Origin of the sequence: Mesorhizobium huakuii (assembly GCF_014189455.1) — a bacterium.
GTDB classification, from domain to species: Bacteria; Pseudomonadota; Alphaproteobacteria; order Rhizobiales; family Rhizobiaceae; genus Mesorhizobium; species Mesorhizobium huakuii_A.
The window spans coordinates 6128262-6143613 of the sequence record NZ_CP050296.1 but is presented as its reverse complement, the minus strand read 5'-3'; the positions used below and the strand labels follow the sequence as shown (position 1 = coordinate 6143613).

The following is a 15352-nucleotide window of genomic DNA, read 5'->3' as shown; positions in this document are numbered from 1 at the left end:
GAATTGTGGCCGGAGGATCTCTCCTCCGGCCACCTCTCCGCATCAAGGGCGAGAACCCCGCCCTTGCCCACAGCGGACAGTCGTTACTCCCGCTCGCCGGTGAAGTTCAGCAGCAGCTGGAAGATGTTGATGAAGTTCAGATAGAGCGAGAAGGCGCCGAAGACGGCCAGCTTCTGGCGCGATTCCGCGTCGAAATTCTCGGCGTACTGTTCCTTGATCGTCTGCGTGTCCCAGGCGGTCAGGCCGATGAAGACGGCGATGCCGATCACCGAGATGGCGAACTGCAGCGCGGTCGAGCCGAGGAAGATGTTGACGATGCTGGCGATCACCACGCCGATCAGGCCCATGATCAGGAAGGACGAGAACTGCGTCAGGTCGCGCCTGGTCGTGTAGCCGTAGAGGCTGGTGGCGCCGAACATGGTGGCGGCGATGAAGAAGGTGCGCGCGATGCTGGTTCCGGTAAAGACCAGGAACACGGAGGCGAGCGACAGGCCCATCACCGCGCAGAAGGCCCAGAACATCGCCTGGGCGCCGGCCGCCGACATGGTCTGCATCTTGAACGAAAACAGCAGGACGAAGGCGAGCGGCGCCAGCATCACCACATACTTCAGCGGGCTGGAGAAGATCGGGACATAGAGCGCAGGCGTCGACGACACCAGGAAGGCAACCAGGCCGGTGACCACGAGGCCAAGGCCCATATAGTTGTAGACGCGCAGCATGTGCTGGCGCAGGCCCTCGTCGAAGACGGCTCCGGCGTGGGCGCCGGTGCCGACGCGATATCCCAGATTGGGCGTATTCATTTGCAGTCTCCTTTGTGGATCGGTCAGTAAAGCGTTTTGGCGAGCGCCTCGGCGGCGCGGTCGAGGTCATGAACCCCGCTCTTGGCGACCACCGCATAGGCGACCTCGCCGATCTGGAAATAGGCCGAGGAAATGTCGCCCGAGGGCGCGACGGTCGGCTTGACCACGTCGAAGGTTCCCGGCCGGATCGCAAACAGCGACACCAGGCCCATATCCTTGGTGTCGACCGCCATCTCGACGCTTGGGCCGAAGCGCGACGGATAGATCTGCACGTCGCGCACCTTCCAGTCCTTGGGCAGCGTCGGCATGATGATCGCGGTCGCGGCGCGGATCTCGCCGGCGTTGTAATTGGGCGCCTCCGGCTGCGAGGGCATGGTTTCGCGCACCAGCGTCGTCCGGTGCGCGCGCACGGCCTCGTCGACATAGGCGGGCGGCTGCGGCGACGCGACGACCTTGGTCACGGACATCGGCCCGATGATGCCGTTCGCCAGCCAGCCGGCGGCGATGAAGGCGGCAACGGCCGCGGCGCGCTGCAAAACACCGAAGACACGGCCACGGACAAGCCCCCTCTCCAGCCGCCGCGCCGCGTCAGCAGTCGCCGGCCGTGCCATGCCCTTGGAACCGGCAAGCGCCACGCGCAGTTCGTCGCGGGTCCGCAGATCCGACATCACGCGTGCCGCGGCCTCCGGCCGGATCGACAGGAACGCCTCGACCTCGATGCGGCGAGTGACATCCAGCTGGTCGTCGACATAGGCGTCGAGGTCGGTGTCCGTAACGGGGTCGACAAGAGCGGTCATTGCTCACCTCCCACGATCCTGAGATGGTTTTTGCCGCGCGCCGGGGCGGCTTCTTCCATCTGGCGCAAGGCGGCGCGCGCCCTGCCGATGCGCGACATCAGCGTACCCAGCGGCACGCCTGTCGCATTGGCCGCCTGCTGATAGGAAAGCCCTTCGATGGCGACCAGATGCAGTGCCGAACGCTGCTCTTCCGGCAGGTTGAAAAAGGCCTCCCGCACCTGCGCCAGGCGCACCGAATGTTCCTGCGGCGCCGGCGTGGCGGCATCGGCGAGGTATCCGGCCTGTTCGATGCGCGCCGCTTCCGAGCGGCGCGAGCGGACGCGGTCGACAAACGCGTTATGGACGATCGACAGCAGCCAGGCCCGCAGGTTTCCACCCGAGCGGAAGGTGCCGCGCCGCTCATAGGCGCGCACCAGCGCGTCATGCACGAGATCCTCGGCATCCGCACTGTCGCGCGTCAGCGACTGTGCGTAGCGCCGCAGAGACCCGAGCTGTCCTATGATGTCAAAGCGTGGCATCGACCGTTTCATGCCCTGTTTACGGAGCATGTGGAGATTTTAATCCCGACTGTGCCATTTTTCTTGCCGGGCTCCGCCGGACGATCGCGTTCGCAGTCCCCTCGCCCTGCCTCACTCTCAGGTGCGAAGTGGCTTTACCGGTTTCGGAGCGGGTACACCGCAGGCGCGCAGCACCCACCTGTGGCCGTCGCTGCGAAAATCGGTGATGCTCAGCGGCTCGATGTCGATCTTCCCACTAGCAGCAAGCGGGGCACCCAGAACATGCAAGATCGCGGTGCGAATGACGCTGGCATGGGTTATCGCGATCGTGTGGCCACGCTCGGCCATCAACCGATCCATCAATTCGGAAGCCCGGTGGGCAACATCGGCCAACGACTCGCCGCCATGCGGCGCTGCATTGGGGTCTGTCAGCCAGACAGCGATGTCCTCGGGCTGTTTCGTCTGCACGTCCTCAAAACGCATGCCGGCCCAGCTTCCATGATCCTGGTCCACCAGAAGCGGCTCGACCGATGCGTCCAGCGCCAGCGCCTCGGCGGTCTGCCTGGCGCGAAGCGAAGGCGCCGTCCACACGCGGTCGGCACGGCGCAACGTCCCGCGCATCGCCTTCGCCAGCGTCAGCGATCGCGGCTCCAACGGCTCGTCCGACGGGAACGCCCCCTTCCGGGTCGCGGCCGTGGCGCCATTGCAGATCATCGTCAGCCGTACGAGCATGAAGCTGTCATTCCTTGAACTGCTTTCCTAGCGACGCATACGCCGGGATTAGAATAACGGCTATCGTTTCGATCGAAAGGCGGCGCCCGTGGCTGCCGCCTTTCGCGTTCAGGCAACCAAAACCGCTGGCGAAGCGCGTTCGATTTGCGTATCACTCCGCCGCGCCAACGGAACCATAACGATGTTCGAAGACCTGCAGCCAGCCCCCGCCGACAAGATCCTGGCCTTGATCGGCCTCTATCGCGCCGATCCGCGCCCCAACAAGGTCGACCTCGGCGTCGGCGTCTACAAGGATCGCGACGGCAAGACGCCGGTCATGCGCGCCGTGCGCGAGGCGGAAAAGCGGCTGCTGAACAGCCAGGACACCAAGACCTATCTTGGGCTCGCCGGCGATACCGGCTTCAACGCGGTGATGGCCAAGCTCGCCTTCGGCCCGGGCGCGGACATGACGCGCATCCGCGCAGCACAAGCGCCTGGCGGCTCCGGTGCGCTGCGCCTGGTGGCGGAATTGCTCAAGCGGACACGTTCGGACGCAACCGTCTGGCTGTCGGATCCGACCTGGCCAAACCATATGCCGGTGATGCGTTCCGCCGGCTTGCAGATCCGCGAATACCCCTATTTCGATGCGGCCTCCGGTGCCGTTCGCTTCGACGACATGCTGGCGGCACTGCGCACGGCCAAGAGCGGCGATGTGGTGCTGCTGCATGGCTGCTGCCACAACCCGACCGGCGCCAACCTCGATGCGGCCCAATGGCAGGCGGTAACCGATCTCATCGTCGAGCGCGGCCTGCTGCCATTCGTCGACATCGCCTATCAGGGCTTTGGCGACGGCCTTGAAGCCGACGCCCTCGGCCTGCGCCTGCTGGCGGCAAAAGTTCCGGAAATGGTCGTTGCGTCGAGCTGCTCGAAGAATTTCGCCGTCTACCGCGATCGTGTCGGTGCGGCGATGGTCCTGGCCAAGGACGGCGCGCAGGCCGATGTGGCGATGAGCCAGATGCTGTCGGCGGCGCGCGCCATGTATTCGATGCCGCCGGACCATGGTGCCGCGGCGGTGCGCATCGTGCTGGAAGACGCCAGCCTGCGTGCCGACTGGGAAGCCGAGCTGGAAGAGATGCGCCTGCGCATGCTGCGGCTTCGTGTGGCTTTCGCCGAGGCGCTGCGCCGGCAGTCCAACTCCGACCGCTTCGACTTCGTCGCCAGCCATCGCGGCATGTTCTCGCGGCTTGGCCTGACGGAAGCGCAGGTCGAGAGGCTGCGTGACGAGCACGGCGTCTACATGGTCGGCGACAGCCGCATCAACGTCGCCGGACTGCCCGAGGACGGCATGGACGACCTCGCCAAGGCGATCGTCTCCGTACTCGACTAAAGCGGCTCACCTGTGGACAAGGCGCCCTCGCCGGCTGACAGCATTGGCCGCGCGTCGGGCAGCGGGATAGCATCCGCCACATGACGCCATCCAAAGACATTTCGCGCCTGATCGAGATCATGGCGGCGCTGCGTGCGCCGAAGACCGGTTGTCCGTGGGATATCGAGCAGGATTTCTCGACCATCGCGCCCTACACGATCGAAGAGGCCTACGAGGTGGCGGACGCCATCGCGCGCGGCGACCTCGACGATCTGCGCGACGAACTCGGCGACCTGCTGCTGCAGGTCGTCTACCACGCACAGATGGCCGAGGAAGCGGGTGAATTTGCCTTCCCGGATGTGGTCCAGGCCATCACCACCAAAATGATCCGCCGTCATCCGCATGTCTTCGGCGACGAAGAAGCCCGCAGTGCCGGCATGGCCAAGGGCATGTGGGAAAAGATCAAGGCTGAGGAGAAGAGGGAGAAGCGGCAAGCCCGCCTCGCCCGCGGCCTCGACCCCGAGGACAATGGCAAGGGGTTTCTGGACAGTGTTCCAGTCGCCCTGCCCGCGCTGACACGGGCGCTCAAACTTCAGGAGAAGGCTGCCCGTGTCGGCTTCGACTGGAGCGAGGCTGCCCCGATCCTCGACAAGATCGAGGAAGAGATCGGCGAATTGCGCGAAGCACTGGCCAAGGGCGATACGGCGTCGATCAAGGACGAGTTCGGCGACATGCTGTTCGCCGTCGTCAACCTTGGCCGTCACCTCAAGCTCGACTCTGAAGCGGCGTTGAGCGGCACCAACGAGAAATTCCGGTCGCGCTTCCACTATGTCGAGCAGGCCCTGGAAAAGTCCGGCAACACGCTGGACAAGGCCACCCTGGACGAGATGGAAACGCTCTGGCAGGAAGCAAAGAGCGCGAAATAGGCCTATAGACCGGCAATTCCGGATGGAAAACCGCTGTACACTTTTGCTGGAATTGCCTCGAGTTAGCCGTTGTTTTTACGGCGCAATCGGCTTTCGATCTCTTCACGGGCGCTTTGCGTGGCCTTGAGCGAGATGGTGGCGCTGCCGTTTTCATTGTCGGTGCGCGAAACAATATCGCCATTGCGATAAAGCCAGTCGACAAGACCGAACTGCGCCGGCTCGATCGTCACCGTCAGGTCTTCCAGCTCGCCTGCCATGCGTGTCTCGATGATTGCCTTCAGCGCATCGATGCCCTCGCCGGTCACCGCCGATATGGCGATCGGCGGCCCCTTGTTGCCGTCGGCGGCGTCGGCAAGCAGGCGGTTCCTGTTGCCTTCGTCGAGCAGATCGATCTTGTTCCAGACTTCGATCACCCGCTTGGTATCGCCGGCGTCGACACCCAGATCCGCCAGGATACGCTCGACATCCTCGGCTTGGGCCGCCGTGTCGGGATCGGAAATGTCGCGCAGATGGATGACGAGATCGGCTTCCACCACCTCTTCCAGCGTCGCGCGAAAAGCTGCGATCAGATGCGTCGGCAGGTCGGAGATGAAGCCGACCGTGTCCGACAGGATGATCGGCGTGCCATGCGGCAGGCGCACGCGGCGCAGCGTCGGGTCGAGCGTGGCAAACAGCATGTCCTGCGCCAGCACGTCCGCTCCGGTCAGCCGGTTGAACAGCGTCGACTTGCCGGCATTGGTGTAGCCGACGATTGCCACCACCGGGAACGGCACCTTCTTGCGCTTGGCGCGATGCAGGTCGCGGGTGCGGCGAACCGTTTCCAGCTCGTGCTTCAGCTTGATGATCTTTTCCTGCAACTGCCGCCGGTCGGATTCGATCTGGGTTTCGCCGGGACCGCCGAGGAAGCCGGCACCGCCGCGCTGGCGCTCGAGGTGGGTCCAGCTGCGGACCAGGCGGCCCTTCTGGTAGTTGAGATGGGCAAGCTCGACCTGCAGCGTGCCTTCCTTGGTGCGGGCGCGTTCGCCGAAGATCTCGAGGATCAGCCCGGTGCGGTCCAGAACCTTGGCATGCAATTCCTTCTCGAGATTGCGCTGCTGCACCGGGGTCAGCGGATGGTCGACAATGACCAGTTCCGCGTCCTTCTCCTTGACGATCTCGGCGAACTCTTCGACCTTGCCGCTGCCGAGCAAGGTCGCCGGGCGCGGATCGTTGACGGTCACGACGGCCGTATGGACCGGGTCAAGATCGATGGCGCGGGCAAGGCCGACCGCCTCGTCATGGCGAGCCTCGGCCGAACGCGTCAGTCTTGGGCGGTTCGTCTCGTCGTCGCCACGCGGCTGGCGGGTAAGCACAGGCACGATGACGACAGCCCGGGTCGGCCCCTTGGCTTGCGTCCCGGGATGATGCGCTGGTTTTCCGCGAACGGTCGCGTCCGCGTCCTTCTCACGTGCCAATCAGGCGCCCTGGCTTTCCTCGCCATCGAACATCTGAACCGGCTGGCTCGGCATGATCGTGGAAATGGCGTGCTTGTAGACGAGCTGGGAGTGACCGTCGCGGCGCAGCAGCACACAGAAATTGTCGAACGAAGTGACCACGCCGGTCAACTTCACGCCGTTGATGAGGAAGATGGTGAGCGGGTTCTTGCTCTTGCGAACTGAATTCAGGAACAGGTCCTGAAGGTTTTGCGATCGTTCCGCCATTGTTCTTGTCTTTCGCCGATCCCCTTCGGTTTGCAAGCCAATGCGCCAAATTGTCGGGCACATGTCAAGCGCGCAAACACCGTCTTGTCGTCAGTAACGACAAGCAGAACGAGATATATTGATGTTCATTCCACCTGTGCGGTTATCAGGCTGGACTTTTTTCCGCAATGTCAAAAAAGGCCTGCCGCAACGAAAGTGTCACAGAGCCGGGGTGCCCGTTGGCCACCGGATCGCCGTCGATGGCCACGACAGGCATGGCAATTGTCGTCGCCGAACTGATGAAAGCCTCGCGCGCCGCCTTGGCCTCGGCGACGGAAAAACCGCGCTCTTCGATCTTCAGGCCGAGCTTTGCCGCCACTTCGAACATGGTCGTGCGGGTGATGCCGCGCAGGATGCCATGATCGGCCGGCCTGGTGACCAGGACGCCGTCCCGCGTGACGATCCATGCGTTCGACGAACCGCCTTCCTTGACGTTGCCATCGGTATCTACGAACCACGCCTCCTGAGCGCCGGCTTCCTTGGCTTTCTGCTTGGCCAATACATTGGGAAGCAGTCCAACAGTCTTGATGTCGACCCGGTCCCATCGGTTCTCGGATACGGTGATGACGGCGATGCCGGTTTCGGCTCGCTTTGTAGCGGCGGCGGGGTCGGCCTTCCTGGCGGTCACCACCAAAGCTGGCTTGGTGTCCGTCGAGGGGAAGACAAAGTCGCGGCTGGCGACACCGCGCGTCACCTGGACATAGACAAGGCCATTGACGACGTGGTTGCGGTTGACCACTTCGCGCAGGATGAGCGGCAGCACGTTGCGCGCGACCGGCCAGGCGATCGACAGTTCGGTCAGCGAGCGGTTCAGCCGGGCCAGATGGCGCGGCATGTCGACGATGAAGCCCCTCGCGACCTCGCAGACCTCATAGACGCCGTCGGCGAACTGATAGCCGCGGTCCTCGATATGCACGGAAGCGTCGGCGTGAGCGACGTAGCGCCCGTTGACATAGGTAATGCGCGGCATTGGCGACCCCTGGGAAATTCTCGGGCTGTCTTATGCGATTCCGTCGCTGCCGTAACCGGCAAATGGTTGGCCCACACGCGACTGAATGGACATCGCGCGCGTCAGACGCCCAGCGACTTCAGTTTGCGGTGCAGGGCGGAACGTTCCATGCCGATGAACTCGGCTGTCTTCGAGATGTTGCCGCCAAAGCGGTTGATCTGGGCGATCAGATAGTCCTTCTCGAACTGTTCACGCGCTTCGCGCAACGGCAGCGCCATGATGTGCTGGTCGGATTGATTCGGCGTGCGCGGCATGACATCGCCGATCTCGGACGGCAGAAGGTCCGCGGTGATCGGCGCATCGACGTCGTCGCCGCGCGCCAGGATCATCAGCCGCTCGACATTGTTGCGCAGCTGGCGGACGTTGCCCGGCCAGTTGTGTGCCTGCAGCACGGCCAGCGCGTCGTCGCCGATGCGGCGCGGCTTGATGCCGGCCTGGCGGGCGATCTGTTTCATGAAATTGTCGACGAGATAGGGAATATCCTCGCGCCGCTCGGCCAGCCCCGGCACCATGACCGGAACCACCGCCAGGCGATGGTAGAGATCCTCACGGAAACGTCCGTCGGCGATCATGGCTTCCAGGTTCTGCGAGGTCGAGGAGATGATGCGGACATCGACCTTGACCCGCTTTGTGCCCCCTACCCGCTCGAACTGCTGCTCGACCAGCACACGCAGGATCTTATTCTGCGTCTCGCGCGGCATGTCGGCCACTTCGTCGATGTAGAGAATGCCGCGGTGGGCCTCTTCCAGCGCGCCGACCTTGCGCTCGACGCCATTCGATTCGGTGCCGAACAGCTCGATCTCCATGCGTTCGGGCGTGATGTTGGCGGCGCTCAGCGTCACGAATGGCGCGCCCTTGCGCGCCGACAGCGTGTGGATGGCGCGCGCCGCCAGTTCCTTGCCCGAGCCCGAAGGGCCAATGATCATCACGCGGCTGTTGGTCGGCGCGACGCGCTCGATGGTCTGGCGCAACTGGCTCATCGCCGACGACATGCCGATCAGGTCGAAGGTCTCGCCGCTGCGCTGCTTGAGGTCGGAAACCTCGCGCCGCAACTTCGAGGTTTCCAGCGCGCGCTCGGCAATGAGGATCAGCCTGTCAGCCTTGAACGGCTTCTCGATGAAATCATAGGCACCGCGGCGGATGGCCGAGACCGCCGTCTCGATGTTGCCGTGGCCGGAGATCATCACCACCGGCAGCGTGGGATGCATGGTCTTGATCTCGTCGAGCAGCGCCAGGCCGTCCAGACGCGAACCCTGCAGCCAGATGTCGAGGAAAATCAACCTCGGCGCGCGATCAGCTATAGCAGCTAGCGCGCTGTCGGCATCGAATGCCGTACGGGTTTCGTGACCTTCGTCGCTCAGGATGCCTGCGACGAGCTCGCGGATGTCTTCCTCGTCATCGACGATGAGAATATCAGACGCCATTACCGACCTTTTCAGTTTCTCTTTCGTGTTCCGTCTTGGCTTCACCGCGCAACGGCATGGCAGCCGCGAGCGGCAGAATGATGCTGATCATCGCACCGCGCCCACCATGGAAATCCGCAGGTGCATCATGAAGTTCCAGCCTGCCACCATGGTCCTCCACGATCTTCTTGACGATAGCGAGACCAAGTCCGGTGCCCTTCTCGCGTGTGGTCATATAGGGCTCGAGCAGCCGTTGGCGATTCTCGCGCGGCAGGCCTTTGCCATTGTCGATGACGTCGATTCAGAATCGCGCCATTGTGACGGCCGGCTTGAATCCGGATTATGCCGTGCGAACCGTCCTTCTGTTCCAGCCCGTCGATCGCCTCGGCGGCATTCTTGATCACATTGCCGAAGGCCCTGCGCCAAAAGGCGGCTGTCGAAGGTGCCCTTCAGCGGCTCGTTGCCGAAGACCCGCTCGAAGGTGATGTCGGCGCGGCTGACTTCGACCAGGAACGACGCCTCGCGCAGCGATTTCGCGCAGATCGATGGCCTTCATCTCGGGCTTGGGCATGCGCGCGAAGGCGGAGAATTCGTCGACCATGCGGCCGATGTCCTCCACCTGCCGGATGATGGTGTCGGTGCACTGGTCGAAAACCTCGCGGTCCTCGGTGATGACCTTGCCATAGCGGCGCTTGATGCGCTCGGCCGAAAGCTGGATCGGCGTCAGCGGGTTCTTGATCTCGTGGGCGATGCGGCGCGCCACATCCGCCCAGGCAGAAGAACGCTGCGCCTGAACCAGATCGGTGATGTCGTCGACCGTCACGACGTAGGATTTTTCCTCCGAACCGTCGTCGCCCGCCTCGATGGTGATCTGCACGTTGAAAGTGCGCTCGGTGCCGGCGCGGAAGAATGTCACCTGCTCGCGGTAGACGGGTTTGCCCGACTGGCGGCCAATCTCGAAGACGCGGCCGACATGCGGCAGAATGGCGGAAAGGTTCTGCCCGAGCGCGGCGCTGGCGGAGATCGCCAGCATCGATTCGGCCGAGCGGTTGACGATGGTGACGATGCCGTAGGGATCGACGCCGATGACGCCGGCGGTGACGCCCGCGAGCACGGCCTCCGAAAAGCGCCGTCGCTCGTCGATCAGGTCTTTTGCCGACAGGATCTCGTTGCGTTGCGATTTGAGCTCCAGCAACATCTTGTTGAAGGTATCGCCGAGCGAGGCGACATCGCCGTCCGAAGGCCTGACGGGAACCGCGACGTCGAGATTGCCGGTCGCCACCTCATCGGCGGCACCGATAAGCTGGCGAATCGGCCGCACGAGACGGTCGGCGACGGCAATGCCGGTCCAGATTGCCGACAGGATGATGATCAGGGTCAGCGATAGGTAGGGCAGCGCGAAGGCCACTTGCGAGGTGCGCCTGTTGTCTTCGAGATTGCGGTATTCGTCGGTGTTGGACCTGACGATCTGCCGCGCCTTGATGACCTCGGGATCGACAAGGCGGATGGTGTAGAGGTAGAGGCCCTCGATCTCACGCAGCTTGACGATGGCGCCCATGATGTTGCGGGTGCGCGGCTCGATCAACACCGGTTTTCCTTCGGTGGCGCTGCTGACTGAGCCTTCCGGCGGTTCCGGCATGGCGAAGTCGGCATCCGTCTTGGCGCTCATGACGAACGAGCCGTCGGGCTTGATCAGCGCCGCATGGGCCAGCGACCGGCCCACCGCCTCCTTGTTCAGGAGGTCGAGAAAGCCTGTGCGATCAAGGCCGTAGAGCGTGCGCGACGCATCGAGGTCATAGGCCATCGACAGCGTCGTGCCCTGCAAATTGCGGGCATTTTCCTGGACATAGGCATCGGCGATCGACAGCGAGGAATTGACGATCGTCTTGGTGCGGATCTCGAACCAGCGGTCGAGGCCGATGTCGAGCGTGATCGAGGCGATGATCGCCACCATGATGGCGGGAATGGCGGCAACCAGCGCGAACATGGCGACGATGCGCACATGCAGCCGCGAGGCCGCCTTGCCATGCCGGCGCGCCATGACGATGCGATGCACCTCGCGTCCGACCAGCGCGCTGAGGAAAAGCACGAAGGCGGCGTTGAGCGCGATCAGCGCCCAGGTCGTCCTGGCGTCAGGCGCGATCGGCGTCGCGCCGACCAGGATGGTGAACGAAATGGCCGCCATGACCAGCGCGCCGACGACCGCCACGACGCCGGGCAGCGCCAGCAGCCGGCGTCCGTCGCGTGCGCCGGGTTCGCTGAAAAGCGGTTGGTTGAGTACAGGTGCCTGCGGAGCCATGTCGCCGTCTGGGAGCCAATGATTGCGTCCGATCTATGCAACGCATTGTGGCGATTATGCAACAAGTGTGACAATGGCGGAAATGTTTCGCCGCTCAGTCCCCTGAAAAGAGTGCGTCAGATCAGCGCTCAGCCGGGCCGCGACGATTTATAGACGTTGACGCCCAGTTCGCGGATCTTCTTGCGCAGCGTGTTGCGGTTCAGCCCCAGCAGTTCCGCAGCCTTGATCTGGTTGCCGCGGGTTGCCGTCATCGAGGCCAGGACCAGCGGATATTCGACTTCGGACAGGATGCGCTGGTAGAGCCCGGCGGGCGGCAATTCGCCGGCAAACGAGGCGAAATAACGCTGCAGGAAATGCTCGACCGCCTGGCCGATGGAGAGGTCGTCGGGAATGAGGTTGCCGCCGCCGGGCACCACGGGGCGCTCGCCGGTCTTGAGTTCCGCCTCGATGATCTCGGCTGATATTTCGTCCTGCGAATAGAGCGCGGCCAGCCGGCGAACGAGGTTTTCCAGTTCGCGCACGTTGCCCGGCCAGGGGTAGCGCTTCATCAGTTCGATGCCGCCGGATGAGATACGCTTGGTCTGCAGCCCTTCCATCTCGCCAAGCTTGAAGAAGTGGCGCACGAGATCGGGCACGTCCTCGGAGCGCTCGCGCAACGCCGGCAGCCTGAGCGGCACGACATTGAGACGATAGAACAGATCCTCGCGGAACAGTCCCTGGTTGATCAGCGTGCGCAGATCCTTGTTGGTGGCGGCGACGATGCGCACATCGGTCTTGATCGGCGTGCGGCCGCCGACCGTGGTGTATTCGCCCTGCTGCAGGACACGCAGCAGGCGCGTCTGAGCTTCCATCGGCATGTCGCCGATCTCGTCGAGGAACAGCGTGCCGCCCTCGGCCTGCTCGAAACGGCCGGTGGAGCGGTTCTGGGCACCGGTGAAAGCGCCCTTCTCGTGGCCGAACAGTTCCGATTCGATGAGATCGCGTGGGATTGCCGCCATGTTGATGGCGACGAACGGCCCGCCGCGACGGCGGCCATATTCGTGCAGCGCGCGCGCCACCAGTTCCTTGCCGGTGCCGGATTCGCCCGAGATCATCACCGTCAGGTCGGTCTGCATCATGCGCGCCAGCATGCGGTAGATGTCCTGCATGGCCGCCGAACGGCCGACCAGCGGCATCGTTTCGGGCTGCTCGTCCGGCCGCGCATCGATCTTCGGCCGCCTTGGCTCCGACAGCGCCCGGTTGACGATGTTGAGCAGCTCGGTCAGGTCGAACGGTTTTGGCAGGTATTCATAGGCGCCGGTCTCGGATGCCCGGATCGCCGTCATGAACGTATTCTGGGCGCTCATGACGATGACCGGCAGTTCCGGCCGCGCCTTCTTGATGCGCGGCAGCATGTCGAAGGCGTTCTCGTCCGGCATGACCACGTCGGTAATAACAAGGTCGCCCTCGCCCGCTGCTACCCAGCGCCACAAGGTCGAGGCGTTGGAGGTGACGCGCACCTCGTGGCCGACGCGCGACAGCGCCTGGTTGAGCACGGTGCGGATCGCCGCATCGTCATCGGCGACGAGAATATTGCCGCGAACCGTCATTTGCGGTCTCCTTCGCCATCTTCATCGGCACCGAACTGCGTTTCCTTCCAGGCCGGCATCAGGATGCGGAAAGTGGTTCCGCGTGGGGTCGAATCGCATTCGATGATGCCGCCATGCTCGCCGACGATCTTGGCGACCAGCGCCAACCCCAGCCCCGAGCCGTTCGGCTTGGTGGTGATGAAGGGATCGAACAGGATCGGCAGAATATCCTCCGAGACGCCGGAGCCATTGTCGCGCACGCAGAACTCCAGCGGCAACGAGACGCGGTCCTGTGTGCCTGGAACCGAAACGCGAATGCCCGGCCGGAAGGCGGTCGACAGCACAATCTCGCCCTGCGGGTCGCTGCCGATCGCTTCGGCGGCGTTCTTGACCAGATTCAGGAACACCTGGATCAGCTGGTCGCGATTGGCGAATACCGGAGGCAATGATGGATCATAGTCCTCCAATATCTTGATTCTCTTGGCAAAGCCGTTCTTTGCGATCGCCTTCACATGGTCGAGCACGACATGGATGTTGACGGGATAGCGATCGATCGGCCGCTCGTCGGAAAACACCTCCATGCGATCGACCAGCGAGACGATTCGGTCCGTCTCGTCGGTGATCAGCCGGGTCAGCGCACGGTCTTCGTCGGAGGCGGATAGTTCGAGCAGTTGCGCGGCACCACGGATGCCGGAGAGCGGGTTCTTGATCTCATGGGCGAGCATCGCCGCCAGGCCGGTCACCGAGCGCGCCGCACCGCGATGCGTCATCTGGCGGTCGATCTTGTCGGCCATCGACCGTTCCTGGAACATGACCACGACGGAGCCCGGGAATTCAGGCACCGGCGCGACATAGAGATCGACGACCTTTTCGATGCCAAGGCGTGGCGACGACACGTCGACGCGGTACTCGTTGACCGGAGCCCGGCGCTCGCGCACCTGATCGACCAGCGTCAGCAGCGGGCTGCCGAAGGGGATCAGCTTGGACAGGGTGTTGCGCGCCAGCATGGTTGCGCTGGAGCGAAAGAAATCCTCGGCATCGGCATTGGCGAAGGTGATGAACCCTTCCTCGCTGATCATGATCACCGGGCGCCGGATCGTGTTGAGGACGATCTGGGCGGCATTCGGCGTCTCGATGCCTTGGCCAGCGGTGGCGTTCATGCGGCGCTCCGCAGGTTCAAGGATTGCGGATCACGCGAGAACACATTTCGCAGCAAGGCAATGACACGGGCCGGCTCGAACGCGGTCATGATCGCTTTTCGGTCGTCATCGGCGACGCCGACGGCATGGCGATCGAGATACCAGCCCAGATGCTTGCGCGCCTGGCGCAGGCCGCTCTCGACGCCATAAAGCGCCAGCATGTCCTCGTAGTGGGCGACGATATAGTCGGCCAGAGCCGCGGAGTCTGAGGCAGGTCGGTCACCGTTTTGCCTGCGGCTACGGCTGCGATGCCACCGGCGATCCAAGGCGCGCCATAGTGGGCACGGCCGACCATCACGGCATCGGCGCCGGATTGGTCGAGAATGGCGGCTGCTTCGGCCGGGGAGCAGACATCGCCATTGGCAACGACGGGAATCGACACCGCTTCCTTGACGCGGGCGATGGCACGCCAGTCGGCCTTGCCCTGATAGAACTGGCAGCGCGTGCGGCCGTGCACCGTCACCATCTTGACGCCCGCCTGCTCGGCACGGCGCGCCAGGACGGGCGCATTGAGCGCGCCCTCGTCCCAGCCGAGCCGCATCTTGACCGTCACCGGCACTTTGACCGCGCCAACCACGGCCTCGATCAGCGACAGCGCATGGTCGAGATCCAGCATCAACGCCGAACCGGCATAACCGCCGGTGACCTTCTTGGCCGGACAGCCCATATTGATGTCGATGATGTCGGCGCCCTCGCCGGCGGCGATGCGCGCGCCTTCGGCCATGTGTACCGCTTCGCGGCCAGCCAGCTGCACCATATGGACGGGCAGGCCGGAATGACGTATGCGCAGGTCGAAGCCGGCCCTGCCCTTGGCGAGTTCGCCGCTTGCCACCATTTCGGACACGACCAGGCCCGCGCCATGCGCATGGGCGCGTCGCCGGAAAGGCTCGTCGGTGATGCCCGACATCGGTGCGAGGAATACGCGATTGCGGATTTCCACGCCGCCGACGCCGAGAGGCGCGGCCAATTTGGTCAGGTTAACCATGCACAAAAACCAAGCATGTCCATTCGTTGCACATTCTCTAGCCATATCGGCCG

At 63.7% G+C, this 15352-nt stretch carries 12 protein-coding genes and 2 pseudogenes; 2 read left to right on the top strand and 12 right to left on the bottom strand.

All coding sequences use genetic code 11. The annotated features are described in order from the left end of the window. Positions 1 to 83 precede the first annotated feature (83 nt). The 4 genes from HB778_RS29830 to HB778_RS29815 form a co-directional block, all read right to left on the bottom strand. Positions 84 to 800, bottom strand: a complete 717-nt coding sequence (locus HB778_RS29830) for a Bax inhibitor-1/YccA family protein (protein WP_183459084.1) — start codon at positions 798 to 800, stop codon at positions 84 to 86. A 23-nt stretch (positions 801 to 823) separates the two neighbouring features. Further along, complete coding sequence (locus HB778_RS29825; RefSeq protein ID WP_183459082.1) at positions 824 to 1597, bottom strand: anti-sigma factor family protein; 774 nt, start codon at positions 1595 to 1597, stop codon at positions 824 to 826. Next, positions 1594 to 2145, bottom strand: a complete 552-nt coding sequence (locus tag HB778_RS29820; RefSeq protein ID WP_183459080.1) for a sigma-70 family RNA polymerase sigma factor — start codon at positions 2143 to 2145, stop codon at positions 1594 to 1596. The genes HB778_RS29825 and HB778_RS29820 overlap by 4 nt, the downstream gene beginning before the upstream one ends. An 87-nt stretch (positions 2146 to 2232) precedes the next feature. After that, complete coding sequence (locus tag HB778_RS29815; protein WP_183459078.1) at positions 2233 to 2826, bottom strand: histidine phosphatase family protein; 594 nt, start codon at positions 2824 to 2826, stop codon at positions 2233 to 2235. 181 nt (positions 2827 to 3007) lie between these two features. Between HB778_RS29815 and HB778_RS29810 the strand changes: the two genes are divergently transcribed. Together HB778_RS29810 and mazG are read left to right on the top strand one after the other, a co-directional pair. Further along, positions 3008 to 4192: an aromatic amino acid transaminase gene (locus HB778_RS29810; RefSeq protein ID WP_183459076.1), complete on the top strand. Its 1185-nt coding sequence runs from the start codon at positions 3008 to 3010 to the stop codon at positions 4190 to 4192. Between the two features lie 80 nt (positions 4193 to 4272). Beyond that, complete coding sequence (mazG, locus tag HB778_RS29805; protein WP_183459074.1) at positions 4273 to 5097, top strand: nucleoside triphosphate pyrophosphohydrolase; 825 nt, start codon at positions 4273 to 4275, stop codon at positions 5095 to 5097. Positions 5098 to 5159: 62 nt separating this feature from the next. Here mazG and hflX read toward each other — a convergent pair whose 3' ends face one another. The 8 genes and pseudogenes from hflX to dusB all read right to left on the bottom strand — a co-directional run bounded on the left by hflX (position 5160) and on the right by dusB (position 15299). Beyond that, the gene (hflX, locus tag HB778_RS29800) at positions 5160 to 6551 is read right to left on the bottom strand and encodes a GTPase HflX (RefSeq protein ID WP_183459072.1); all 1392 of its coding nucleotides are present in this window, start codon (positions 6549 to 6551) and stop codon (positions 5160 to 5162) included. Beyond that, the gene (gene hfq / locus HB778_RS29795) at positions 6552 to 6797 is read right to left on the bottom strand and encodes an RNA chaperone Hfq (protein WP_006202172.1); all 246 of its coding nucleotides are present in this window, start codon (positions 6795 to 6797) and stop codon (positions 6552 to 6554) included. It abuts the gene before it with no gap. Positions 6798 to 6942: 145 nt separating this feature from the next. Continuing rightward, entirely contained in the window at positions 6943 to 7806 is an 864-nt protein-coding gene (locus HB778_RS29790) for a D-amino-acid transaminase (protein WP_183459071.1), read from the bottom strand. A 101-nt stretch (positions 7807 to 7907) separates the two neighbouring features. Further along, positions 7908 to 9269 carry a sigma-54-dependent transcriptional regulator gene (locus HB778_RS29785; protein ID WP_010909346.1) on the bottom strand — a complete coding sequence of 454 codons (1362 nt, stop codon included), beginning with the start codon at positions 9267 to 9269 and terminating at the stop codon, positions 7908 to 7910. Continuing rightward, a pseudogene (locus HB778_RS29780) lies at positions 9259 to 11547 on the bottom strand (ATP-binding protein). The gene HB778_RS29785 and the pseudogene HB778_RS29780 overlap by 11 nt, the downstream one beginning before the upstream one ends. Positions 11548 to 11675: 128 nt before the next feature. Beyond that, a complete protein-coding gene (gene ntrC / locus HB778_RS29775; protein ID WP_019858034.1) occupies positions 11676 to 13136 on the bottom strand; it encodes a nitrogen regulation protein NR(I) in 1461 nt (486 codons plus the stop codon). Continuing rightward, the gene (locus tag HB778_RS29770; RefSeq protein WP_183459069.1) at positions 13133 to 14275 is read right to left on the bottom strand and encodes a two-component system sensor histidine kinase NtrB; all 1143 of its coding nucleotides are present in this window, start codon (positions 14273 to 14275) and stop codon (positions 13133 to 13135) included. The genes ntrC and HB778_RS29770 overlap by 4 nt, the downstream gene beginning before the upstream one ends. Beyond that, a pseudogene (dusB, locus tag HB778_RS29765) lies at positions 14272 to 15299 on the bottom strand (tRNA dihydrouridine synthase DusB). The gene HB778_RS29770 and the pseudogene dusB overlap by 4 nt, the downstream one beginning before the upstream one ends. Positions 15300 to 15352 lie beyond the last annotated feature (53 nt).

Bases quoted from the DNA above. Each gene is read 5' to 3' on its own strand.
- HB778_RS29830 (WP_183459084.1), bottom strand. From the start codon at position 800: ATGAATACGCCCAATCTGGGATATCGCGTCGGCACCGGCGCCCACGCC.
- HB778_RS29825 (WP_183459082.1), bottom strand. From the start codon at position 1,597: ATGACCGCTCTTGTCGACCCCGTTACGGACACCGACCTCGACGCCTAT.
- HB778_RS29820 (WP_183459080.1), bottom strand. From the start codon at position 2,145: ATGCTCCGTAAACAGGGCATGAAACGGTCGATGCCACGCTTTGACATC.
- HB778_RS29815 (WP_183459078.1), bottom strand. From the start codon at position 2,826: ATGCTCGTACGGCTGACGATGATCTGCAATGGCGCCACGGCCGCGACC.
- HB778_RS29810 (WP_183459076.1), top strand. From the start codon at position 3,008: ATGTTCGAAGACCTGCAGCCAGCCCCCGCCGACAAGATCCTGGCCTTG.
- mazG (WP_183459074.1), top strand. From the start codon at position 4,273: ATGACGCCATCCAAAGACATTTCGCGCCTGATCGAGATCATGGCGGCG.
- hfq (WP_006202172.1), bottom strand. From the start codon at position 6,797: ATGGCGGAACGATCGCAAAACCTTCAGGACCTGTTCCTGAATTCAGTT.
- HB778_RS29790 (WP_183459071.1), bottom strand. From the start codon at position 7,806: ATGCCGCGCATTACCTATGTCAACGGGCGCTACGTCGCTCACGCCGAC.
- HB778_RS29785 (WP_010909346.1), bottom strand. From the start codon at position 9,269: ATGGCGTCTGATATTCTCATCGTCGATGACGAGGAAGACATCCGCGAG.
- ntrC (WP_019858034.1), bottom strand. From the start codon at position 13,136: ATGACGGTTCGCGGCAATATTCTCGTCGCCGATGACGATGCGGCGATC.
- HB778_RS29770 (WP_183459069.1), bottom strand. From the start codon at position 14,275: ATGAACGCCACCGCTGGCCAAGGCATCGAGACGCCGAATGCCGCCCAG.